The sequence below is a fragment of the Flavobacterium circumlabens genome (assembly GCF_004345565.1).
GTDB classification, from domain to species: domain Bacteria; phylum Bacteroidota; class Bacteroidia; order Flavobacteriales; family Flavobacteriaceae; genus Flavobacterium; species Flavobacterium circumlabens.
The window spans coordinates 89,514-109,869 of the sequence record NZ_SLWA01000005.1; the positions used below are offsets into that span (position 1 = coordinate 89,514).

Annotated in this window: 34 protein-coding genes; all 34 read left to right on the forward strand. The window is 35.2% G+C overall.

From position 1 onward, the window contains the following. Nucleotides 1–25: 25 nt before the first annotated feature. Entirely contained in the window at nt 26–409 is a 384-nt protein-coding gene (rpsL, locus tag EV142_RS13115) for a 30S ribosomal protein S12 (RefSeq protein WP_007136570.1), read from the forward strand. A gap of 119 nt (nt 410–528) precedes the next feature. After that, nucleotides 529–1,005, forward strand: coding sequence for a 30S ribosomal protein S7 (rpsG, locus tag EV142_RS13120; RefSeq protein ID WP_007803600.1), 477 nt, complete (start codon nt 529–531; stop codon nt 1,003–1,005). 11 nt (nt 1,006–1,016) lie between these two features. Further along, nucleotides 1,017–3,173 carry an elongation factor G gene (gene fusA, locus EV142_RS13125; protein WP_132036347.1) on the forward strand — a complete coding sequence of 719 codons (2,157 nt, stop codon included), beginning with the start codon at nt 1,017–1,019 and terminating at the stop codon, nt 3,171–3,173. Between the two features lie 11 nt (nt 3,174–3,184). Beyond that, nucleotides 3,185–3,490, forward strand: coding sequence for a 30S ribosomal protein S10 (rpsJ, locus tag EV142_RS13130; protein ID WP_007803605.1), 306 nt, complete (start codon nt 3,185–3,187; stop codon nt 3,488–3,490). A gap of 403 nt (nt 3,491–3,893) precedes the next feature. Beyond that, complete coding sequence (rplC, locus tag EV142_RS13135) at nt 3,894–4,511, forward strand: 50S ribosomal protein L3 (RefSeq protein ID WP_089478369.1); 618 nt, start codon at nt 3,894–3,896, stop codon at nt 4,509–4,511. Beyond that, nucleotides 4,511–5,140, forward strand: a complete 630-nt coding sequence (gene rplD / locus EV142_RS13140) for a 50S ribosomal protein L4 (protein ID WP_132036348.1) — start codon at nt 4,511–4,513, stop codon at nt 5,138–5,140. The genes rplC and rplD overlap by 1 nt, the downstream gene beginning before the upstream one ends. A gap of 7 nt (nt 5,141–5,147) precedes the next feature. After that, nucleotides 5,148–5,438 (forward strand): 50S ribosomal protein L23, encoded by a 291-nt coding sequence (gene rplW / locus EV142_RS13145; protein WP_017495018.1) that lies wholly within the window; start codon nt 5,148–5,150, stop codon nt 5,436–5,438. Nucleotides 5,439–5,447: 9 nt separating this feature from the next. Beyond that, nucleotides 5,448–6,272 (forward strand): 50S ribosomal protein L2, encoded by an 825-nt coding sequence (rplB, locus tag EV142_RS13150; protein WP_059114053.1) that lies wholly within the window; start codon nt 5,448–5,450, stop codon nt 6,270–6,272. Nucleotides 6,273–6,278: 6 nt separating this feature from the next. Then, nucleotides 6,279–6,557 carry a 30S ribosomal protein S19 gene (gene rpsS, locus EV142_RS13155; protein ID WP_007803626.1) on the forward strand — a complete coding sequence of 93 codons (279 nt, stop codon included), beginning with the start codon at nt 6,279–6,281 and terminating at the stop codon, nt 6,555–6,557. A gap of 6 nt (nt 6,558–6,563) precedes the next feature. Continuing rightward, nucleotides 6,564–6,977 carry a 50S ribosomal protein L22 gene (gene rplV / locus EV142_RS13160; RefSeq protein WP_007803631.1) on the forward strand — a complete coding sequence of 138 codons (414 nt, stop codon included), beginning with the start codon at nt 6,564–6,566 and terminating at the stop codon, nt 6,975–6,977. Nucleotides 6,978–6,982: 5 nt separating this feature from the next. Further along, entirely contained in the window at nt 6,983–7,744 is a 762-nt protein-coding gene (gene rpsC / locus EV142_RS13165; RefSeq protein ID WP_007803635.1) for a 30S ribosomal protein S3, read from the forward strand. Between the two features lie 19 nt (nt 7,745–7,763). Continuing rightward, entirely contained in the window at nt 7,764–8,189 is a 426-nt protein-coding gene (gene rplP / locus EV142_RS13170) for a 50S ribosomal protein L16 (RefSeq protein ID WP_007803637.1), read from the forward strand. Between the two features lie 13 nt (nt 8,190–8,202). After that, nucleotides 8,203–8,394: a 50S ribosomal protein L29 gene (gene rpmC, locus EV142_RS13175; RefSeq protein ID WP_007803639.1), complete on the forward strand. Its 192-nt coding sequence runs from the start codon at nt 8,203–8,205 to the stop codon at nt 8,392–8,394. Nucleotides 8,395–8,411: 17 nt separating this feature from the next. Next, a complete protein-coding gene (gene rpsQ / locus EV142_RS13180) occupies nt 8,412–8,672 on the forward strand; it encodes a 30S ribosomal protein S17 (protein WP_059114054.1) in 261 nt (86 codons plus the stop codon). A gap of 2 nt (nt 8,673–8,674) precedes the next feature. Further along, nucleotides 8,675–9,043, forward strand: a complete 369-nt coding sequence (gene rplN / locus EV142_RS13185) for a 50S ribosomal protein L14 (RefSeq protein ID WP_007803649.1) — start codon at nt 8,675–8,677, stop codon at nt 9,041–9,043. 11 nt (nt 9,044–9,054) lie between these two features. Beyond that, nucleotides 9,055–9,369: a 50S ribosomal protein L24 gene (gene rplX, locus EV142_RS13190; RefSeq protein WP_007803650.1), complete on the forward strand. Its 315-nt coding sequence runs from the start codon at nt 9,055–9,057 to the stop codon at nt 9,367–9,369. 2 nt (nt 9,370–9,371) lie between these two features. Then, the gene (gene rplE, locus EV142_RS13195) at nt 9,372–9,923 is read left to right on the forward strand and encodes a 50S ribosomal protein L5 (RefSeq protein WP_017495015.1); all 552 of its coding nucleotides are present in this window, start codon (nt 9,372–9,374) and stop codon (nt 9,921–9,923) included. A gap of 3 nt (nt 9,924–9,926) precedes the next feature. Continuing rightward, the gene (gene rpsN / locus EV142_RS13200; protein ID WP_007803655.1) at nt 9,927–10,196 is read left to right on the forward strand and encodes a 30S ribosomal protein S14; all 270 of its coding nucleotides are present in this window, start codon (nt 9,927–9,929) and stop codon (nt 10,194–10,196) included. 104 nt (nt 10,197–10,300) lie between these two features. After that, nucleotides 10,301–10,699: a 30S ribosomal protein S8 gene (gene rpsH, locus EV142_RS13205; RefSeq protein ID WP_017495014.1), complete on the forward strand. Its 399-nt coding sequence runs from the start codon at nt 10,301–10,303 to the stop codon at nt 10,697–10,699. 18 nt (nt 10,700–10,717) lie between these two features. After that, on the forward strand, nt 10,718–11,260 hold the full coding sequence (gene rplF / locus EV142_RS13210) for a 50S ribosomal protein L6 (protein ID WP_131426018.1): 543 nt from the start codon (nt 10,718–10,720) through the stop codon (nt 11,258–11,260). 11 nt (nt 11,261–11,271) lie between these two features. Next, nucleotides 11,272–11,622 (forward strand): 50S ribosomal protein L18, encoded by a 351-nt coding sequence (gene rplR, locus EV142_RS13215; RefSeq protein WP_132036349.1) that lies wholly within the window; start codon nt 11,272–11,274, stop codon nt 11,620–11,622. Nucleotides 11,623–11,625: 3 nt separating this feature from the next. Continuing rightward, on the forward strand, nt 11,626–12,150 hold the full coding sequence (rpsE, locus tag EV142_RS13220) for a 30S ribosomal protein S5 (protein WP_085950926.1): 525 nt from the start codon (nt 11,626–11,628) through the stop codon (nt 12,148–12,150). Between the two features lie 12 nt (nt 12,151–12,162). Beyond that, a complete protein-coding gene (gene rpmD / locus EV142_RS13225; protein WP_017495010.1) occupies nt 12,163–12,345 on the forward strand; it encodes a 50S ribosomal protein L30 in 183 nt (60 codons plus the stop codon). Between the two features lie 11 nt (nt 12,346–12,356). After that, a complete protein-coding gene (rplO, locus tag EV142_RS13230; protein ID WP_007803667.1) occupies nt 12,357–12,809 on the forward strand; it encodes a 50S ribosomal protein L15 in 453 nt (150 codons plus the stop codon). 13 nt (nt 12,810–12,822) lie between these two features. After that, nucleotides 12,823–14,169 carry a preprotein translocase subunit SecY gene (gene secY / locus EV142_RS13235; RefSeq protein ID WP_132036350.1) on the forward strand — a complete coding sequence of 449 codons (1,347 nt, stop codon included), beginning with the start codon at nt 12,823–12,825 and terminating at the stop codon, nt 14,167–14,169. A gap of 7 nt (nt 14,170–14,176) precedes the next feature. Further along, on the forward strand, nt 14,177–14,392 hold the full coding sequence (gene infA / locus EV142_RS13240) for a translation initiation factor IF-1 (RefSeq protein ID WP_007136545.1): 216 nt from the start codon (nt 14,177–14,179) through the stop codon (nt 14,390–14,392). Nucleotides 14,393–14,404: 12 nt separating this feature from the next. Then, nucleotides 14,405–14,521, forward strand: coding sequence for a type B 50S ribosomal protein L36 (gene ykgO, locus EV142_RS13245; protein WP_072945378.1), 117 nt, complete (start codon nt 14,405–14,407; stop codon nt 14,519–14,521). Between the two features lie 2 nt (nt 14,522–14,523). Beyond that, complete coding sequence (gene rpsM, locus EV142_RS13250) at nt 14,524–14,898, forward strand: 30S ribosomal protein S13 (protein WP_132036351.1); 375 nt, start codon at nt 14,524–14,526, stop codon at nt 14,896–14,898. Between the two features lie 8 nt (nt 14,899–14,906). Further along, nucleotides 14,907–15,290, forward strand: a complete 384-nt coding sequence (gene rpsK, locus EV142_RS13255) for a 30S ribosomal protein S11 (RefSeq protein WP_007803677.1) — start codon at nt 14,907–14,909, stop codon at nt 15,288–15,290. Nucleotides 15,291–15,379: 89 nt separating this feature from the next. Further along, complete coding sequence (gene rpsD, locus EV142_RS13260; RefSeq protein WP_035619621.1) at nt 15,380–15,985, forward strand: 30S ribosomal protein S4; 606 nt, start codon at nt 15,380–15,382, stop codon at nt 15,983–15,985. Nucleotides 15,986–16,006: 21 nt separating this feature from the next. After that, entirely contained in the window at nt 16,007–16,999 is a 993-nt protein-coding gene (locus EV142_RS13265) for a DNA-directed RNA polymerase subunit alpha (RefSeq protein WP_127338520.1), read from the forward strand. A 36-nt stretch (nt 17,000–17,035) separates the two neighbouring features. After that, on the forward strand, nt 17,036–17,524 hold the full coding sequence (gene rplQ, locus EV142_RS13270; RefSeq protein ID WP_127338519.1) for a 50S ribosomal protein L17: 489 nt from the start codon (nt 17,036–17,038) through the stop codon (nt 17,522–17,524). Nucleotides 17,525–17,768: 244 nt separating this feature from the next. Further along, entirely contained in the window at nt 17,769–18,887 is a 1,119-nt protein-coding gene (carA, locus tag EV142_RS13275) for a glutamine-hydrolyzing carbamoyl-phosphate synthase small subunit (RefSeq protein ID WP_132036352.1), read from the forward strand. A 100-nt stretch (nt 18,888–18,987) separates the two neighbouring features. Then, nucleotides 18,988–20,280, forward strand: coding sequence for a phosphopyruvate hydratase (gene eno, locus EV142_RS13280; protein WP_132036353.1), 1,293 nt, complete (start codon nt 18,988–18,990; stop codon nt 20,278–20,280). The last annotated feature ends 76 nt before the right edge of the window (nt 20,281–20,356 follow it).

Here is a 20,356-nt window from a genome sequence, read left to right on the forward strand (position 1 = left end):
ACATAATAAATTTTTAGTATTAATTATGCCAACAATTCAACAATTAGTAAGAACAGGAAGAACTCAGATAACTAAGAAGAGTAAATCGGTTGCTTTAGATTCTTGTCCTCAAAGAAGAGGGGTTTGTACGCGTGTTTACACTACTACACCAAAAAAACCAAACTCTGCAATGCGTAAAGTTGCGCGTGTACGTTTGACAAATGGTAATGAGGTGAATGCTTACATCCCTGGAGAAGGACACAATTTACAAGAGCACTCGATAGTATTAGTTAGAGGTGGAAGGGTAAAAGATTTACCAGGTGTTAGATATCATATCGTTCGTGGAGCGCTTGACACGTCAGGAGTTGCAGGAAGAACGCAAAGAAGATCTAAGTACGGTGCTAAACGCCCAAAAGAAGCAAAAAAGTAATTTAAAACGTTAAGAGTTGGAGGTTAGGAGTTAAGGGTTACGGATTAAAGATGAAAGTCATAAATCTGAAACACATAACATTTAACGGATAATCTATAACTTTTTATTAAAAAAAAGACATGAGAAAAAGAGCGGCAAAGAAAAGACCACTTTTACCAGATCCGAGGTTTAACGACCAATTGGTAACACGTTTTGTGAACAACTTGATGTGGGATGGTAAGAAATCTACAGCTTTCAAAGTATTTTATGATGCAATTGACATCATCGAATCTAAAAAGCAGGATTCAGAAAAATCTTCATTAGAAATTTGGAAAGATGCTTTAACAAACGTTATGCCTCACGTAGAAGTACGTAGTCGTAGAGTAGGTGGAGCTACATTTCAAATTCCAATGCAAATTAGACCAGACAGAAAAATTTCTATGGCAATGAAGTGGTTAATACTTTATTCAAGAAGAAGAAATGAAAAATCTATGGCACAACGTTTAGCATCAGAATGTTTAGCTGCTGCTAAAGAAGAAGGTGCTGCTGTTAAGAAAAGAATGGATACTCACAAAATGGCAGAAGCTAATAAAGCTTTCTCTCACTTTAGATTTTAATTCGTAAAGAAATGGCTAGAGATTTAAAATATACAAGAAACATCGGAATCGCTGCGCATATTGATGCTGGTAAAACAACAACAACTGAGCGTATCCTTTTTTACACTGGAAAGTCACATAAAATTGGTGAAGTACACGATGGTGCTGCAACAATGGACTGGATGGCTCAAGAGCAAGAAAGAGGTATTACAATTACTTCAGCTGCAACAACTTGTGAGTGGAATTTTCCAACTGAGCAAGGTAAAATTTTGCCTGAATCTTTGCCTTACCACTTTAATATTATTGATACTCCGGGACACGTTGACTTTACCGTAGAGGTAAACCGTTCTTTACGTGTACTTGATGGATTGGTTTTCTTATTTAGTGCTGTTGATGGTGTTGAGCCTCAATCAGAAACTAACTGGAGACTTGCAGATCAATATAGAGTTCCTCGTATGGGATTCGTAAATAAAATGGACCGTCAAGGATCTAACTTTTTGGCAGTTTGTCAACAAGTTCGTGATATGTTGAAATCAAATGCTGTTGCAATCACTTTGCCAATTGGTGAAGAAAATGATTTCAAAGGTGTTGTAGATTTAGTAAAAAACCAAGCTATCATATGGCATGATGCTACTCAAGGGGCAACTTTTGATATTGTGCCGATTCCTGAGGATATGTTAGCTGAAGTTAAAGAATACAGATCTGTTCTTATTGAAGCAGTTGCTGATTATGATGAAAATCTTTTGGAGAAATTCATGGAAGATGAAAGCTCTATTACAGAGGAAGAAATCAACAGCGCTTTAAGAGCTGCTACTATGGATATGGCTATCATTCCGATGATCGCTGGTTCTTCTTTCAAAAACAAAGGAGTTCAGTTCATGTTAGATGCAGTTTGTAAATATTTGCCTTCTCCAATGGATAAAGAAGGTATTGAAGGGATTCATCCTGACGATGCTGAATTATTAGAAGAAGATCAAACTAAAATCTTGCGTAAGCCAGATGTAAAAGAGCCGTTCGCTGCTTTGGCATTTAAAATTGCTACTGACCCATTCGTAGGTCGTTTGGCTTTCTTCCGTGCTTATTCTGGACGTTTAGATGCTGGTTCTTATGTTTTGAACACTCGTTCAGGAAATAAAGAAAGAATTTCTCGTATCTACCAAATGCACGCTAACAAACAAAATCCAATCGACTATATTGAGGCTGGAGATATTGGAGCTGCTGTTGGATTTAAAGATATCAAAACTGGAGATACATTGTGTGATGAAAAACACCCAATTATTCTTGAGTCTATGAAATTCCCTGCACCGGTAATTGGTATTGCGATTGAGCCTAAAACAAAAGCTGACGTTGATAAAATGGGTATGGCTTTGGCTAAATTAGCTGAAGAAGATCCTACATTTACAGTTAGAACTGATGAGGCTTCTGGTCAAACAATTATCTCTGGTATGGGTGAGCTTCACTTAGATATCTTAGTGGATCGTATGAAACGTGAATTTAAAGTTGAAGTGAACCAAGGTGAGCCTCAGGTTGAATATAAAGAAGCGTTTACAAAAACTGCAACTCACAGAGAAACTTACAAGAAACAATCTGGAGGTCGTGGTAAATTCGGTGATATCGTATTTACACTTGAGCCTGCTGATGAAGTTGATGGTAAAGTTCCAAAAGGATTACAGTTTATTAATGCTGTAAAAGGTGGTAACGTTCCTAAGGAATATATTCCATCTGTAGAAAAAGGTTTCCGTGAAGCTATGAAAACTGGTCCTTTGGCTGGTTATCAAGTGGATAGTTTGAAAGTAACTTTGACAGACGGATCTTTCCACCCTGTCGATTCTGATGCACTTTCTTTTGAGTTAGCTGCCAGAATGGGTTATAGAGAAGTAGCTAAAGCTGCTGGTGCAATTGTTCTTGAGCCAATCATGAAAATGGAAGTTATTACTCCGGAAGAAAACATGGGAGATATCGTAGGTGATATCAACCGTCGTAGAGGTCAGGTTAATGACATGGGTGACAGAAACGGTGCTAAAACTATTAAAGCTGATGTGCCTTTATCAGAAATGTTTGGATATGTAACAACATTAAGAACATTATCTTCTGGTAGAGCTACTTCAACAATGGAGTTTTCTCACTATGCAGAAACGCCTTCTAATATTTCAGAAGCGGTAATTAAAAAAGCAAAAGGTAACGCTTAATTCTTAAGAAAATGAGTCAAAAAATCAGAATAAAACTAAAATCTTACGATCACATGTTGGTAGATAAGTCTGCTGAAAAGATCGTAAAAACAGTAAAAACTACTGGAGCAGTTGTAACAGGTCCAATTCCGTTACCAACTCACAAAAAACTTTTCACTGTACTACGTTCTCCGCACGTTAACAAGAAAGCGAGAGAGCAATTCGAAGTAATGTCATACAAAAGATTGATTGATATTTATTCGTCTTCATCTAAAACAATCGATGCTTTAATGAAACTTGAATTGCCAAGTGGAGTAGAAGTAGAGATCAAAGTATAATTTTTTATTATATTTATAAAAAAAAAGCGGAACAGAAATGTTTCGCTTTTTTTTGTTTGGTTAATTTTCTTTTGCGCTCAATTTTAAATATTTGGTTTTTAATGTTTTGGTTCGTTTTTGACAAGCATGTCTTTTGTATGGCGAGCTGGCGATGTTTTTAATTTTCGAAATAGGTGATTTATGTGGTGAATAGGGTCTGTAATAAAAATCAATTTTTGTTTTCTTTATGTAAAAATAACGTAGGCTTAATGGTGTATTTAGTTTTTGAAAAGCTTTTCTAATTGATTTAATTTTTGTAACTGTTTGGTATATTCGATTTTAATGTCTACTTTTGCACTCCCTGTTTGGAAATTTCTGTTATTTTCAAATTGAAGGGAATTTTAGTAATTAATAATTAATATTTATGTCTGGGTTAATTGGTAAAAAAATCGGCATGACTAGTATTTTCGACGAAAACGGGAAAAACATTCCTTGTACAGTAATCGAAGCTGGGCCGTGTGTTGTTACCCAAGTCAGAACCAAAGGTGTTGACGGGTACGAAGCGTTGCAACTTGGTTTCGATGACAAAAACGAGAAACATTCCACTAAAGCGGCTTTAGGTCACTTTAAGAAAGCTGGAACTGTTGCTAAGAAAAAAGTCGTTGAATTTCAAGATTTTGCAACTGAACAAAAATTAGGAGATCTTATTGATGTTTCTATTTTTGCTGAAGGAGAATTTGTAGATGTACAAGGTGTATCTAAAGGTAAAGGTTTTCAAGGGGTTGTTAAACGTCACGGATTTGGTGGTGTTGGACAAGCAACTCACGGTCAACACAACCGTTTAAGAGCGCCAGGTTCTGTGGGAGCTTCTTCATATCCATCTAGAGTATTCAAAGGAATGCGTATGGCTGGAAGAATGGGAGGAGACAATGTAAAAGTTCAAAACCTTAGAGTTTTAAAAGTAGTGGCTGAAAAGAACCTGCTTGTTATTAAAGGATGTATTCCTGGACATAAAAACTCTTATGTAATCATTCAGAAGTAATGGAAGTAAAAGTATTAGATTTCAACGGAAAAGATACTGGAAGAAAAGTTCAACTTTCTGATTCAGTATTCGCAATTGAACCAAACAATCACGCTGTATACCTTGATGTAAAGCAATATCTTGCTAATCAAAGACAAGGAACTCACAAAGCTAAAGAAAGAGCTGAAGTTGCAGGAAGTACACGTAAGATTAAAAAACAAAAAGGAACAGGTACAGCTCGTGCGGGAAGTATCAAAAATCCATTGTTTAAAGGTGGTGGAACAGTTTTCGGACCAAGACCAAGAAGTTATTCATTTAAATTGAATAAGAGCTTGAAAAGATTGGCAAGAAAATCAGCTTTCTCAATCAAAGCAAAAGAGTCAAATATTATCGTTCTTGAGGACTTTAAATTTGAAACTCCAAACACTAAAAATTTCATTAACGTTTTGAAAGCTTTAGGGTTAGAAAATAAAAAATCTCTATTTGTGTTGGGAGAGTCAAATAAAAATGTATATTTGTCGTCACGCAATTTGAAGACCTCTAGCGTTGTAAGTAGCTCAGAATTAAGCACTTATGATATTCTAAACACTAATAATTTAGTGCTTTTAGAAGGTTCTTTGGAGTTAATTGAAGAAAATTTAAGCAAATAATAGGAATATGAGTATCATAATTAGACCTATAGTAACAGAAAAAGTAACCAAAGAAAGTGAAGTTTTAAACCGCTTCGGATTCGTTGTTGACAAAAAAGCAAACAAAGTTCAGATTAAGAAAGCTGTTGAAGCTGCTTATGGAGTAACTATCGTTTCAGTTAACACGATGAACGTAAGACCGGACAGAACTACAAAATACACTAAAAGTGGTTTGATCAGTGGAAAGACAAATGCAATTAAGAAAGCGATTGTTCAAGTACAAGAAGGAGAAACAATTGATTTTTACAACAATATCTAAGATAGAAAAATGTCAGTAAGAAAATTAAAACCTATTACCCCAGGTCAGCGATTTAGAGTTGTGAATGGTTATGACGCCATTACAACTGATAAGCCGGAACGCTCTTTGATAGCGCCGATAAAAAACTCTGGAGGTAGAAATAGTCAAGGAAAGATGACCATGCGTTATACGGGTGGTGGTCACAAGCAGAGATATCGTATTATTGATTTCAAACGTACAAAAGAAGGAATTCCGGCTACAGTGAAATCAATCGAATATGATCCAAATCGTACTGCATTTATCGCTTTGTTAGCTTATGCTGATGGAGAGAAAACTTATGTAATTGCTCAAAACGGATTGAAAGTTGGTCAGAAATTAGTTTCTGGTCCTGAATCTCAACCGGAAATTGGTAATACATTGCCTTTAAGCAGAATTCCTTTAGGAACTGTAATCTCTTGTATTGAGTTACGTCCAGGTCAGGGAGCGGTAATCGCTCGTTCAGCTGGTACATTTGCTCAGTTAATGGCAAGAGATGGAAAATATGCTACAATTAAAATGCCATCTGGTGAAACAAGATTGATCTTGTTAACTTGTTCGGCTACAATTGGAGCTGTTTCTAATTCAGACCACCAATTAGTTGTATCTGGTAAAGCAGGTAGAACAAGATGGTTAGGAAGAAGACCTAGAACAAGACCTGTTGCAATGAACCCTGTTGATCACCCGATGGGTGGTGGAGAAGGACGTTCTTCTGGTGGACATCCACGTTCAAGAAATGGAATACCAGCAAAAGGTTATAGAACTCGTTCTAAGAAAAACCCGAGTAACAAGTATATCGTAGAACGTAGAAAGAAATAATAAGATATGGCACGTTCATTAAAAAAAGGACCTTTCGTTCATTATAAGTTAGACAAGAAAGTTCAGGAAAACATTGAAAATGGTAATAAAGGAGTAGTAAAGACTTGGTCTAGAGCTTCTATGATTACTCCGGACTTTGTTGGACAGACTATCGCAGTTCATAACGGTCGTCAATTTGTACCAGTTTACGTAACAGAAAACATGGTAGGTCACAAATTAGGAGAGTTTTCACCAACTAGATCTTTTAGAGGTCATGCTGGAGCAAAAAATAAAGGTAAAAAATAAGAAGCAATGGGAGTTCGTAAAAGAGAAACAGCAGATGCGAGAAAAGAGGCTAATAAGTCTATTGCTTTCGCAAAATTGAATAACTGCCCTACTTCACCTAGAAAAATGCGCTTAGTAGCGGACTTGGTAAGAGGTCAGAAGGTAGAGAGAGCACTTAACATCTTAAGATTCAGTTCTAAAGAGGCTTCAAGAAAATTAGAGAAACTATTATTATCTGCAATCAACAACTGGGAGCAAAAAAATAGTGAAGGTAATTTAGAAGAAGCTGGATTATTTGTTAAAGAGATCAGAGTAGATGGTGGAATGATGTTGAAAAGACTTCGTCCAGCTCCACAAGGTCGTGCACACAGAATAAGAAAACGTTCTAATCACGTAACAATCGTGCTTGGAGCTATCAATAACACACAAAGCAATTCTTAAGCAGCATGGGACAAAAGACAAATCCAATTGGAAATAGACTTGGTATCATCAGAGGGTGGGACTCAAACTGGTATGGTGGAAATGATTACGGTGATAAACTTGCCGAAGATCACAAAATCAGAAAGTATATCCACGCTCGTTTATCAAAAGCTAGTGTATCTAAAGTAATCATCGAGAGAACTTTGAAACTTGTAACCGTTACTATCACTACTGCCAGACCTGGTATCATTATCGGAAAAGGTGGACAAGAGGTAGACAAGTTGAAAGAAGAACTTAAGAAAGTTACTGACAAAGAGGTTCAAATCAACATCTTTGAAATTAAAAGACCTGAATTAGATGCTTATCTTGTGGCGACAAGCATCGCTCGTCAAATCGAAAGCCGTATTTCTTACAGACGTGCAATCAAAATGGCTATTGCTGCTTCTATGCGTATGAACGCTGAAGGTATCAAAGTTTTGATTTCTGGTCGTTTGAATGGTGCTGAGATGGCGCGTTCAGAAGGTTTCAAAGAAGGTAGAATTCCTCTATCAACTTTCAGAGCTGATATTGATTATGCTTTGGCTGAAGCTCACACTACTTATGGTAGAATGGGTATCAAAGTATGGATCATGAAAGGTGAAGTTTATGGAAAGAGAGATCTTTCCCCACTTGCAGGAATGGATAAAAAACAATCCGGAACTGGTGGTGGTAAAGGTGGAGATTCTCCGAGAGGAGACAGAAAACCTTTTAATAAAGGTGGTAAACCAGACGCTCGTAAAAGAAAGTAAATTTTTAAACTAAAGAAAAATGTTACAGCCTAAAAGAACAAAATACCGTAAGGTACAAAAAGGTAAAATGAAAGGTAACTCTCAAAGAGGGCATGAACTTTCTAATGGAATGTTTGGTATTAAATCTGTACATGAAGATGGAATGTTCTTAACCTCTCGTCAAATCGAAGCTGCGCGTATCGCTGCAACTCGTTTCATGAAGAGAGAAGGACAATTATGGATCAAAATATTTCCAGACAAACCAATTACTAAGAAACCTCTTGAGGTACGTATGGGTAAAGGTAAAGGTGCCGTTGAATATTGGGCTGCCGTTGTTAAACCCGGAAGAATTATGTTTGAAGTTGGAGGAGTTCCTTTATCAGTTGCAAAAGAGGCTTTACGTCTTGCAGCTCAAAAGCTTCCAGTAAAAACTAAGTTCGTCGTTGCTAGAGATTTCGAAGCATAATTTATAGTATATTATGAAACAATCAGAAATAAAAGATCTTTCTGCAGCGGAGTTGCAAGAAAAACTTAGTCAAACTAAGAAGATATATGCTGACCTAAAAATGGCCCACGCTATTTCTCCAATTGAGAATCCACTTCAAATTAGAAGTGTAAGAAGAACAGTTGCAAGATTGGCTACAGAGCTAACTAAAAGAGAGTTACAATAATTGTATTCTGCTGAAAGATGGAAGAAAAAAGAAATTTAAGAAAAGAAAGAATTGGTGTTGTTACTTCAAATAAAATGGATAAATCTATTGTTATTGCTGAAGTAAGAAGAGTAAAACACCCATTATACGGTAAGTTCGTGTTGAAAACAAAGAAATACGTTGCACACGACGAAACAAACGACTGTAACATTGGAGATACTGTAAGAATTAGCGAAACGCGTCCTTTAAGTAAAACAAAATGTTGGAGATTAGTTGAAATCTTAGAAAGAGCTAAATAATTATGGTACAACAGGAATCAAGACTAAAAGTAGCAGATAACACGGGAGCAAAAGAAGTTTTAACTATCCGTGTTTTAGGAGGTACCAAAAGAAGGTATGCCTCTGTTGGTGACAAGATTGTAGTATCTATTAAAGATGCAACTCCTAACGGTAACGTTAAAAAAGGAGCTGTTTCAACTGCAGTTGTTGTACGTACCAAAAAAGAAGTGAGAAGAGCCGATGGTTCTTATATCCGTTTCGATGATAATGCATGTGTTCTTTTGAACGCTGCAGGGGAAATGAGAGGAACACGTGTTTTTGGTCCGGTAGCAAGAGAACTTCGTGAAAAACAATTCATGAAAATTGTATCATTAGCACCAGAAGTGCTTTAATTCGTTTTAAGATGATAAAGCTAAAAATTAAATCAGGAGATATCGTAAGAGTTATTGCTGGAGACCATAAAGGTGCTGAAGGTAAAGTTTTACGTGTTTACCGTGAGAAAAATAAAGCGATAGTTGAAGGTGTAAACATGGTTTCGAAACATACAAAACCAAGTGCTAAAAACCCTCAAGGTGGTATCGTTAAGAAAGAAGCTTCTATACAAATATCTAACATTTCACTAATTGATCCTAAAACAAAGGAAACAACTAGAGTTGGTATTAGAGTAGAAGGAGATAAGAAAGTAAGATTTTCGAAAAAATCTAATCAAGTACTATAGTAATGGCATATACACCTAGACTAAAAGAAGAATATAAGAGTAGAGTAATCTCTGCTCTTAAAGAGGAATTCGGATATACAAACGTAATGCAAGTTCCAAAATTGGAAAAAATCGTTTTGAGCCGTGGAGTTGGTGCAGCTGTATCTGATAAAAAACTTATTGACTATGCAGTTGATGAGTTGACAAAGATCACTGGACAAAAAGCAGTATCTACAATTTCAAAGAAAGACGTTGCGTCTTTCAAATTGAGAAAAGGGATGCCTATTGGAGCAAAAGTTACTTTACGTGGTGAAAGAATGTATGAGTTTTTAGACAGACTTATTACTTCTGCTTTGCCACGCGTTAGAGATTTTAGTGGTATCAAAGCTACTGGTTTCGACGGAAGAGGTAATTACAACCTTGGAGTTTTGGAGCAAATCATTTTTCCTGAAATTGATATTGACAAAGTAAACAAAATTTCAGGTATGGATATTACATTTGTTACTACTGCAAAAACAGACAAGGAAGCAAAGTCATTATTGGCTGAATTAGGATTACCTTTTAAAAAGAATTAAGACATGGCTAAAGAATCAATGAAAGCCCGTGAGGTGAAAAGAGAGAAAACGGTAGCTAAGTATGCTGAGAAAAGAAAAGCTTTGAAAGAAGCCGGAGATTTTGAAGGTTTACAAAAATTACCTAAGAATGCTTCACCAGTTCGTTTACACAATCGTTGTAAATTAACAGGTAGACCTAGAGGTTATATCCGTCAATTTGGTATTTCACGTGTAACTTTCCGTGAGATGGCTAATAATGGATTAATTCCTGGAGTTAAAAAAGCATCTTGGTAATCTCGCAATAAGTTAGTACTTTTGCAAACCAAAAAATAATTTTAATTGATTAAAGGTTCGGGAGGCGAGTGCCTCCCGAAAACCATAGTCGCAATCAAATACATATGTATACAGATCCTATTGCAGATTATTTGACTAGAGTTCGTAACGCTGTGGCTGCAAACCACAAAGTTGTTGAAATTCCAGCTTCTAATCTAAAAAAAGAAATAACTAAGATCTTATTTGATCAAGGTTATATCTTGAGTTACAAATTTGAAGACAACTCTGTTCAGGGTTCAATCAAAATCGCTTTGAAGTATGATAAAGATACTAAAGAGCCTGTAATTAAAGATATCCAAAGAATTAGTAAACCTGGTTTACGTAAATATGCTGGTGCTGCCAAATTACCAAGAATCCTTAACGGATTAGGAATTGCTATTGTTTCTACATCAAAAGGTTTAATGACCGGGAAACAAGCTAAGCAATTAAATGTAGGTGGTGAAGTAATTTGTTACGTATACTAATTTTAAAGACTAAATAAGATGTCAAGAATAGGTAAAAGCCCAGTTGTAATCGCTGCCGGAGTAACTGTTGAAGTTAAAGACGGTATCGTTACGGTAAAAGGAAAAAAAGGTCAACTAACTCAGGAGTTTTCGGACATTACTGTAAAAGTTGAAGGCGATCAAGTTCTATTAGAAAGATCGTCTGATCATAAAGACCAAAGAGCAAAACACGGATTATACAGATCATTGATCAATAATATGATTATTGGTGTATCTGAAGGTTTTACAAAAGAACTTGAATTAGTTGGAGTTGGTTATAGAGCTTCAAACCAAGGTCAAAAGTTAGATTTAGCTCTTGGATATTCTCACAATATTGTTTTAGAAATCGCTCCTGAAGTGGCTTTGGAAACAATATCTGAAAAAGGTAAAAACCCTATCGTAAAATTAACATCATTTGATAAACAACTTTTAGGTCAGGTTGCTGCGAAAATCAGAGGTTTCCGTAAGCCTGAACCATATAAAGGAAAAGGTGTTAAATTTGTGGGTGAAGTATTAAGAAGAAAAGCAGGTAAATCAGCTTAAAAAATAAGATTATGTCATTAACAAAATCTGATAGAAGACAGAGAATTAGATTCAGAATTAGAAAAACGATTAGTGGTACTGCTACTAACCCAAGACTATCTGTATTTAGAAGTAACAAAGAAATTTACGCTCAACTTATTGATGATGTAAATGGAGTTACTATATTAGCTGCATCTTCAAGAGAAAAAGAAATAGGAAAAGGTACTAACGTTGAAATCGCTACTGCTGTTGGAAAACTGGTTGCTGAGAAAGCGTTAAAAGCCGGGATTGATACCATCACTTTTGACAGAGGTGGTTATTTATATCACGGTCGTATTAAATCATTAGCAGAAGGCGCAAGAGCGGCTGGACTTAAATTCTAATATATTATGTCTAAATACAAAAATGTAGAATTGGTAAAACCAAGTGGTCTTGAACTTAAAGATCGTCTGGTAAGTGTTAATCGTGTTACTAAAGTTACAAAAGGTGGTAGAGCTTTCGGTTTTTCTGCTATTGTAGTTGTAGGTGATGAAAACGGAGTAGTTGGTCATGGATTAGGAAAATCTAAAGACGTTTCTGAAGCAATTGCGAAAGCAGTGGAAGATGCTAAGAAAAATTTAGTAAAAATTCCTTTGAACGGACAATCTGTTCCTCACGAACAAAAAGGTAAATTTGGTGGTGCACGTGTATTCTTAATTCCTGCGTCTCATGGTACAGGAGTTATTGCTGGTGGAGCTGTTCGTTCAGTTCTTGAATCAGTAGGTATTCACGACGTATTATCTAAATCTCAAGGATCATCAAATCCTCATAACGTGGTAAAAGCAACTTTTGATGCTTTATTACAAATGAGAAGCGCTCATACTGTTGCAAAACAAAGAGGTGTTTCTTTAGAAAAAGTTTTTAAAGGTTAATTCAAGGAAATTATGGCTAAATTATTAGTAAAACAAGTAAGAAGCAAAATCAACTGTCCTCTTTCTCAAAAGAGAGGTTTAGAAGCTTTAGGTCTACGTAAAATGGGACAAGTTGTAGAGCATGATTCAAACCCTGCTATCCTTGGTATGATAAACAAAGTTAAACACTTAGTTTCTGTCGAAGAAGCTAAATAACAAATACTGTTATGAATTTAAGTAACTTACAACCAGCTGAAGGGTCAACACACAATCAAAATAAAAGATTAGGTAGAGGAGAAGGTTCAGGAAAAGGTGGTACTTCTGCAAGAGGTCACAAAGGAGCAAAATCTCGTTCTGGTTATTCTAAAAAGATTGGTTTTGAGGGAGGGCAAATGCCACTTCAAAGACGTGTGCCTAAGTTTGGTTTCACAAACATCAATCGTAAAGAATACGAAGGTGTTAATTTAGATACGCTTCAATTATTAGTAGACAATGGTGTAATTACTGATTCTGTTTCTATGACAGATTACGTAGCAAACCGTCTGGCTACCAAAAATGAAATCGTTAAGATTTTAGGTAGAGGAGAATTGAAAGCAAAATTAAAAGTAACTGCACACAAATTTACTGCTACTGCAAAAGCTGCTATTGAAGCTGCTGGTGGAGAAGCTGTAACTATATAACTTATCTATTAAGATGAAGAAATTTATTGAATCAATAAGTAATGTTTGGAAAATCGAAGAACTGAAAAACAGAATCTTAATTACATTAGGGTTGTTATTAGTATATCGTTTTGGTGCACATGTTACGCTTCCTGGAATTGACGCAACTCAGTTGACAGGTTTAGCAGGGCAAGCTTCTAATGGTTTAACTGCCATTTTTGACATGTTCACTGGAGGAGCTTTTGCAAAAGCTTCAGTTTTTGCTTTAGGTATTATGCCTTATATTTCTGCATCTATTGTTGTTCAGTTAATGGGAATTGCGATTCCTTATTTACAAAAACTTCAAAATGATGGAGAAAGTGGTAGAAAAAAGATTAATCAAATCACTCGTTGGTTGACTATAGCTATTACACTGGTTCAAGGTCCAACTTATATCTACAATTTATACAGAACGTTGCCTGGAAGTGCATTCTTACTAGGTTTTAATTCACCTGAATTTTTATTCTCTTCTGTTATTATCTTAGTTACTGGTACAATTTTTGCTATGTGGCTTGGAGAAAAAATTACGGATAAAGGTATTGGAAATGGAATTTCATTGTTGATTATGGTTGGTATCTTAGCTCGCTTACCGCAAGCTTTTATACAAGAATTTACAACCAGAGTTACCAATAACAATGGAGGTCCAATGTTATTAGTTATTGAAATTATTGTGTGGTTATTAGTAATCATCGCTTGTGTATTGCTTACAATGGCAGTACGTAGAATTCCTGTTCAATACGCTCGTCGTACAACAACAGGAGATTACGAGCAAGATTTAGCAGGTGGTAATAGACAATGGATTCCTCTTAAGCTTAATGCTTCGGGAGTTATGCCAATTATTTTTGCGCAAGCAATTATGTTTATTCCTGCAGCTGTAGCTGGATTGTCTAAATCAGACACATCACAATCTATCGTTGGAGCATTTAGTGACATATTTGGATTTTGGTATAATTTTGTTTTTGCAACTTTAATTATTGTATTTACATTTTTCTATACTGCTATCACGGTACCTACTAACAAAATGGCTGATGATTTAAAGAGAAGCGGTGGTTTCATTCCAGGAGTTCGTCCGGGAGCTGAGACTTCAGATTTTCTTGATAAAGTGATGTCTTTAATAACTTTCCCAGGATCTTTATTCCTTGCTTTGATTGCTGTGTTCCCAGCTATTGTTGTAAGTATTATGGATGTACAACAATCTTGGGCAATGTTTTTTGGAGGTACCTCATTAATAATTATGGTTGGTGTTGCGATAGATACTATTCAACAAATCAATTCATACTTGTTAAACAAACATTATGATGGTTTAATGAAGACTGGTAAAAATAGAAAAGCAGTAGCTTAATATATTTATGGCAAAACAATCAGCAATAGAACAAGACGGATCAATCATCGAAGCATTGTCAAATGCGATGTTCCGTGTGGAGTTAGAAAATGGACATATCGTAATTGCTCATATTTCCGGTAAAATGCGTATGCATTACATCAAATTACTACCTGGTGATAAGGTGAAACTAGAAATGAGTCCTTATGATTTGTCAAAAGCAAGAATTACTTATCGATATTAAAGGATATTCACTATGAAAGTTAGAGCATCAGTAAAAAAGAGAAGTCCCGAGTGCATCATTGTGCGTAGAAAAGGGAGATTGTACGTAATAAACAAAAAGAATCCTAGATTTAAACAAAGACAAGGATAATTATGGCAAGAATAGCAGGGGTAGATATCCCGAAAAATAAAAGAGGTGTTATAGCACTTACCTATATCTTTGGATTAGGAAGAAGTAGAGCTATTGAGATTTTAGAAAAAGCTCAAGTTAGCCAAGACAAAAAAGTTCAAGATTGGAATGATGAGGAGATCGGAGCGATTCGTGATGCAGTTTCATTTTACAAAATTGAAGGAGAATTACGTTCAGAGGTTTCTTTAAACATCAAACGTTTAATGGATATTGGTTGTTACAGAGGTATCCGTCATAGATCTGGTCTTCCGTTAAGAGGACAAAGAACTAAAAACAACTCTAGAACAAGAAAAGGTAAAAGAAAAACTGTTGCGAACAAGAAAAAAGCAACTAAATAATAAGTAATATGGCTAAAGCAACTGCAAAAAAACGTAAAGTTATCGTTGAATCAACGGGTGAAGCTCATATTTCTGCCACTTTCAACAACATCATTATTTCTTTGACAAATAAGAAAGGTGAAGTTATTTCTTGGTCTTCAGCTGGTAAAATGGGTTTCAGAGGTTCTAAAAAGAACACTCCGTACGCAGCTCAGATGGCAGCAGAAGATTGTAGTAAAGTAGCTCTTGAGGCAGGACTTAAAAAAGTAAAAGTTTATGTAAAAGGACCAGGAAACGGACGTGAGTCTGCTATTCGTTCTATTCATAACGGTGGAATTGAAGTTACAGAGATTATCGATGTTACTCCAATGCCTCACAACGGATGTCGTCCTCCTAAAAGACGTAGAGTTTAATACTCAAAATTTATAGTATAACCTAGATTGAACATAGATTATCGAAGGATAAGACCTGAATTCATAATCTCAATCTTAAACAATTTAAAATGGCAAGATATACTGGTCCTAGTACAAGAATCGCTCGTAAATTTGGCGAAGCAATCTTCGGAGATGATAAATCTTTCGAAAAAAGAAATTACCCACCTGGACAACACGGGATGGCTAAAAAAAGAGGAAAAAAATCTGAGTACGCTGTTCAGTTAATGGAAAAGCAAAAAGCTAAATATTCTTATGGAATTTTAGAAAAACAATTCAGAAATTTATTCGAAAAAGCATCAGCAACTAAAGGAGTTACTGGTGAAGTTTTATTACAATTATGCGAAGCAAGATTGGATAACGTAGTTTTTAGAATGGGTATTGCTCCTTCTAGAAGAGGTGCACGTCAAATTGTATCTCACAGACACGTTACTGTAAATGGTGAAGTTGTTAATATTCCTTCTTACCACCTTAAGCCTGGTGATAAAGTTGCAGTTCGTGAAAAATCTAAATCTCTAGAAGCTATCGAACGTTCTTTGTCAAATTCAAGTCATGTTTATGAATGGATTACCTGGAACAATGATCTTAAAGAAGGAACTTTCGTTTCTGTACCTGCAAGACTTCAAATTCCAGAAAACATTAAAGAACAATTAATCGTAGAGTTGTACAACAAATAATAATTGACTTAGTCGAAATTTATGGCAATATTTAATTTTCAAAAGCCCGATAAAGTTATCATGATCGATTCAACCGATTTTGAAGGTAAATTCGAATTTAGACCTTTAGAACCTGGTTATGGATTGACTGTTGGTAATGCACTTAGAAGAGTTTTGCTTTCAGCATTAGAAGGTTATGCAATTACATCTGTTCGTATCGAAGGTGTAGATCATGAGTTTTCTACTATTTCAGGTGTTGTTGAAGATGTTACCGAAATTATCCTTAATCTAAAACAAGTACGTTTTAAACGTCAAATTGAAGATATCGATAATGAAGCAGTTACTATTTCTGTTTCTGGTAAAGATCAATTAACAGCAGGTGATTTTCAGAAATTTATCTCAGGTTTTCAAGTGCTGAACCCAGACCTTGTTATCTGTAATTTAGATCCGAAAATCAAATTGAACTTCGATTTAACAATCGAAAAAGGTAGAGGATACGTTCCTGCTGAGGAGAACAAAAAACAGAACGCTGCAATTGGTACCATTTTTACAGATTCTATTTTTACTCCGGTAAAAAATGTAAAATATGCAATTGAAAACTTCCGTGTTGAGCAAAAAACAGATTACGAAAAATTAGTTTTTGAAATTAAAACTGATGGTTCTATTAATCCAAAAGATGCCCTTACTGAAGCTGCTAAAGTTTTAATTCACCACTTCATGTTATTTTCTGACGAAAGAATTACACTCGAGGCTGACGAAATTGCACAAACAGAATCGTATGATGAAGAGTCATTGCATATGAGACAATTGCTTAAAACTAAGCTTGTTGATATGGACTTATCTGTGAGAGCATTAAATTGCTTGAAAGCGGCTGAAGTTGATACACTTGGTGATTTAGTATCGTTCAATAAAAATGACCTGATGAAATTCCGTAATTTTGGTAAAAAATCTTTAACTGAACTTGATGAACTTGTTGCAGTTAAAAATTTAACTTTCGGAATGGATTTAGCTAAATACAAACTAGATAAAGAATAATTCAATCCGCTACGGCGGATTAAATTTAAAATAGCAATGAGACACGGAAAAAAATTCAATCACTTAAGCAGACAGACTGGACATAGAAAAGCTATGTTGGCTAATATGGCTTGTTCTCTTATCGAGCACAAACGTATTAACACTACTGTTGCTAAAGCTAAAGCGCTTAAACAATTCGTTGAGCCTTTAATCACAAAATCAAAAGAAGATACGACTCACAATCGTCGTATTGTTTTTGCTTACTTACGTAGCAAATATGCTGTAACTGACTTGTTCAGAGACGTAGCTGCTAAAGTTGGTGACCGTCCAGGTGGATACACTCGTATCATTAAAGTTGGAAATCGTTTGGGAGATAATGCTGATATGGCAATGATCGAACTTGTAGATTTCAATGAACTTTACAATGGAGGTAAAAAAGAAGTTAAAAAAGCAAAAAGCCGTCGTGGTGGTAAAGCAAAAAAAGCTGAGGAAACTTCTGAAGCTCCAGCTGCTGAGTCTGAATCGACTACTGAAGCTTCTGAATAATTATGAAAGTAATGATTCTATAGAAATCAAGGATAAACTAATTTTTAGTTTATCCTTTTTTTTTGCATTTTTTAAATTGAAATTTAACTTATTTCACTAGTTAGGTTTTATTTTTATGAATGAAATTTTTATTTTTTTTTGGAAGGCCTCTTTTAAAGAAGTAAATTTGCAAAATATCTAATTATAAATGAAATGGGCTTGCCGGGTTTCATTAAACAATTATAAAAAACAATACAACTAAAGAATGAAATACACTAAACGACAAAGCGCCATTTTATTACTAAGCGATGGGACTATTTTTCACGGAAAATCTATTGGTATTAGTGGTAAAACTTTTGGAGAGGTTTGTTTTAATACGGGAATGACCGGATATCAGGAGATTTTTACAGATCCTTCTTATTTTGGGCAAATTATGGTTGCAACGAATCCTCATATTGGAAATTATGGTGTTAATGATTTAGAAATTGAATCTGATAGTATCAAAATTGCTGGCTTAGTTTGTAAAAACTTCAGCTTTAACTATTCCAGAGAAGACTCTTCCGGAAGTTTAGAAGATTATTTTATTAAACAAAATTTAATCTGTATTTCGGATGTTGATACCAGAGCCCTTGTAAGTTATATTCGTGACAATGGTGCGATGAATGCGGTTATTTGTACGGACGATACTTCGATTGAAGATTTGAAAAAAGAATTGGCAAATGTGCCAAATATGGAAGGTTTAGAGTTGGCATCGAAAGTTTCAACTACTGAGCCTTATTTTTTTGGTAATGAAAATGCTTCCTATAAGATTTCTGCCTTGGATCTTGGAATAAAAAAGAATATTTTAAGGAATCTTGCCAAGAGAGATTGTTACATAAAAGTATATCCTTACAATTCGACTTATAAAGATATGTCGGAATTTAATCCGGATGGATACTTCTTGTCAAACGGGCCTGGTGATCCGGATCCTCTTTTTGGAGCTATCGAAGTAGCAAAAGATATTCTTGCTGATGACAAACCTTTATTTGGGATTTGTTTAGGACATCAGATAATTGCTTTGGCAAACGGAGTTCAGACTTACAAAATGTTTAATGGTCACCGTGGAATCAATCACCCTGTTAAAAATTTAATTACAGGTAAAGGTGAGATTACTTCACAAAATCATGGCTTTGCAGTAAACAAGGAGCAATTAAACAATCATCCGGATTTAGAGATTACACATTTACATTTAAACGACGAAACTGTTGCCGGTATGCGTATGAAAAATAAGAATTGTTTTTCAGTACAATATCATCCGGAAGCTAGTCCGGGACCACATGATTCCTCTTATTTGTTCGATCAGTTTGTTGAGAATATTAAACTTGCTACTGCTAAAACGATATAGTTAATAAGTAAAGGTGTTTAATGGTTAAAATGCATTTTTTCTATTAAATATTTTTATAATTTCGAAAAAAAATATAATTTATTAATAAAAAACAAAAATAATGAGTATTATAATTAAAGTTCACGCAAGACAAATTTTTGATTCCAGAGGTAATCCTACTATTGAAGTTGATGTTGTAACAGAAAACGGAGTTTTAGGAAGAGCTGCTGTTCCATCTGGAGCTTCAACTGGAGAACATGAAGCTGTTGAACTACGTGATGGAGGAAAAGCATTTCTTGGAAAAGGAGTTTTAAATGCAGTGAATAATGTAAATACCGTTATTGCTGAAGAATTAGTTGGAACTTCTGTTTTTGAACAAAATACAATTGATCAGTTAATGATTGATTTAGACGGTACTCCAAATAAATCTAAATTAGGTGCTAATGCAATTTTAGGAGTTTCTTTGGCTGCTGCAAAAGCTGCTGCTAATGAACTTGGATTACCATTGTACAGATATGTTGGTGGGGTTTCTGCTAATACATTGCCTGTTCCAATGATGAACATTATCAATGGAGGTTCTCACTCTGATGCTCCTATCGCATTCCAGGAGTTTATGATCTTCCCTGTAAAAGCAACTTCTTTCTCTCATTCTATGCAAATGGGAACTGAAATTTTTCACAGTTTGAAAAAAGTATTACATGACAGAGGCTTAAGTACTGCTGTTGGTGATGAAGGTGGTTTTGCTCCGAATTTAGCGGGTGGTACTGAAGATGCTTTGGATACTATCAAATTAGCAGTTGAAAATGCCGGATATACTTTTGGTGACGAAATCATGATTGCTCTTGACTGTGCTTCTGCTGAATTTTATGTAAACGGTAAATACGATTACTCTAAATTTGAAGGAGAAACTGGTAAAGTAAGATCTTCTGTTGAGCAAGTTGAGTATTTGGCTGAATTAGTAGCTAAATATCCAATTATCTCTATTGAGGATGGAATGGATGAAAATGATTGGGATGGCTGGAAACTTCTTACTGAAAAAATTGGACATAAAGTTCAATTAGTAGGTGATGATTTGTTCGTTACTAATGTTGAACGTTTGTCTACTGGAATTGAAAAAGGAATCGCTAATTCAATTTTAGTAAAAGTTAACCAAATTGGTACTTTGACAGAAACTATTGCAGCTGTAAATATGGCTAAAAATGCAGGATATACTTCAGTAATGTCTCACCGTTCAGGAGAAACAGAAGATAATACTATTGCAGACTTAGCAGTAGCTTTAAACTGTGGTCAAATTAAAACAGGTTCTGCTTCCCGTTCTGATCGTATGGCAAAATACAATCAGTTATTGAGAATTGAAGAAGAGTTAGGAAGTACGGCTTACTTCCCGGGATTAAACGCTTTCAAGATCAAATAAAAGTAAGAGTTATATATTAAAATTGAACCATTCGTTTCTGCGAATGGTTTTTTTTTGGAGTTTTAACAAATTCATA

Bases quoted from the DNA above. Each gene is read 5' to 3' on its own strand.
- rplC (WP_089478369.1), top strand. From the start codon at position 3,894: ATGTCTGGGTTAATTGGTAAAAAAATCGGCATGACTAGTATTTTCGAC.
- rpsQ (WP_059114054.1), top strand. From the start codon at position 8,412: ATGGAAGAAAAAAGAAATTTAAGAAAAGAAAGAATTGGTGTTGTTACT.
- eno (WP_132036353.1), top strand. From the start codon at position 18,988: ATGAGTATTATAATTAAAGTTCACGCAAGACAAATTTTTGATTCCAGA.
- EV142_RS13265 (WP_127338520.1), top strand. From the start codon at position 16,007: ATGGCAATATTTAATTTTCAAAAGCCCGATAAAGTTATCATGATCGAT.
- rplO (WP_007803667.1), top strand. From the start codon at position 12,357: ATGAATTTAAGTAACTTACAACCAGCTGAAGGGTCAACACACAATCAA.
- rplP (WP_007803637.1), top strand. From the start codon at position 7,764: ATGTTACAGCCTAAAAGAACAAAATACCGTAAGGTACAAAAAGGTAAA.
- fusA (WP_132036347.1), top strand. From the start codon at position 1,017: ATGGCTAGAGATTTAAAATATACAAGAAACATCGGAATCGCTGCGCAT.
- rpmC (WP_007803639.1), top strand. From the start codon at position 8,203: ATGAAACAATCAGAAATAAAAGATCTTTCTGCAGCGGAGTTGCAAGAA.
- rpmD (WP_017495010.1), top strand. From the start codon at position 12,163: ATGGCTAAATTATTAGTAAAACAAGTAAGAAGCAAAATCAACTGTCCT.
- rplQ (WP_127338519.1), top strand. From the start codon at position 17,036: ATGAGACACGGAAAAAAATTCAATCACTTAAGCAGACAGACTGGACAT.
- rpsK (WP_007803677.1), top strand. From the start codon at position 14,907: ATGGCTAAAGCAACTGCAAAAAAACGTAAAGTTATCGTTGAATCAACG.
- rplR (WP_132036349.1), top strand. From the start codon at position 11,272: ATGTCATTAACAAAATCTGATAGAAGACAGAGAATTAGATTCAGAATT.
- rplD (WP_132036348.1), top strand. From the start codon at position 4,511: ATGGAAGTAAAAGTATTAGATTTCAACGGAAAAGATACTGGAAGAAAA.
- rpsS (WP_007803626.1), top strand. From the start codon at position 6,279: ATGGCACGTTCATTAAAAAAAGGACCTTTCGTTCATTATAAGTTAGAC.
- rplW (WP_017495018.1), top strand. From the start codon at position 5,148: ATGAGTATCATAATTAGACCTATAGTAACAGAAAAAGTAACCAAAGAA.
- rpsD (WP_035619621.1), top strand. From the start codon at position 15,380: ATGGCAAGATATACTGGTCCTAGTACAAGAATCGCTCGTAAATTTGGC.
- secY (WP_132036350.1), top strand. From the start codon at position 12,823: ATGAAGAAATTTATTGAATCAATAAGTAATGTTTGGAAAATCGAAGAA.
- rpsJ (WP_007803605.1), top strand. From the start codon at position 3,185: ATGAGTCAAAAAATCAGAATAAAACTAAAATCTTACGATCACATGTTG.
- rplX (WP_007803650.1), top strand. From the start codon at position 9,055: ATGATAAAGCTAAAAATTAAATCAGGAGATATCGTAAGAGTTATTGCT.
- ykgO (WP_072945378.1), top strand. From the start codon at position 14,405: ATGAAAGTTAGAGCATCAGTAAAAAAGAGAAGTCCCGAGTGCATCATT.
- infA (WP_007136545.1), top strand. From the start codon at position 14,177: ATGGCAAAACAATCAGCAATAGAACAAGACGGATCAATCATCGAAGCA.
- rplV (WP_007803631.1), top strand. From the start codon at position 6,564: ATGGGAGTTCGTAAAAGAGAAACAGCAGATGCGAGAAAAGAGGCTAAT.
- rpsC (WP_007803635.1), top strand. From the start codon at position 6,983: ATGGGACAAAAGACAAATCCAATTGGAAATAGACTTGGTATCATCAGA.
- rpsG (WP_007803600.1), top strand. From the start codon at position 529: ATGAGAAAAAGAGCGGCAAAGAAAAGACCACTTTTACCAGATCCGAGG.
- rplF (WP_131426018.1), top strand. From the start codon at position 10,718: ATGTCAAGAATAGGTAAAAGCCCAGTTGTAATCGCTGCCGGAGTAACT.
- rplE (WP_017495015.1), top strand. From the start codon at position 9,372: ATGGCATATACACCTAGACTAAAAGAAGAATATAAGAGTAGAGTAATC.
- rpsM (WP_132036351.1), top strand. From the start codon at position 14,524: ATGGCAAGAATAGCAGGGGTAGATATCCCGAAAAATAAAAGAGGTGTT.
- rpsH (WP_017495014.1), top strand. From the start codon at position 10,301: ATGTATACAGATCCTATTGCAGATTATTTGACTAGAGTTCGTAACGCT.
- rpsN (WP_007803655.1), top strand. From the start codon at position 9,927: ATGGCTAAAGAATCAATGAAAGCCCGTGAGGTGAAAAGAGAGAAAACG.
- carA (WP_132036352.1), top strand. From the start codon at position 17,769: ATGAAATACACTAAACGACAAAGCGCCATTTTATTACTAAGCGATGGG.
- rpsL (WP_007136570.1), top strand. From the start codon at position 26: ATGCCAACAATTCAACAATTAGTAAGAACAGGAAGAACTCAGATAACT.
- rplN (WP_007803649.1), top strand. From the start codon at position 8,675: ATGGTACAACAGGAATCAAGACTAAAAGTAGCAGATAACACGGGAGCA.
- rplB (WP_059114053.1), top strand. From the start codon at position 5,448: ATGTCAGTAAGAAAATTAAAACCTATTACCCCAGGTCAGCGATTTAGA.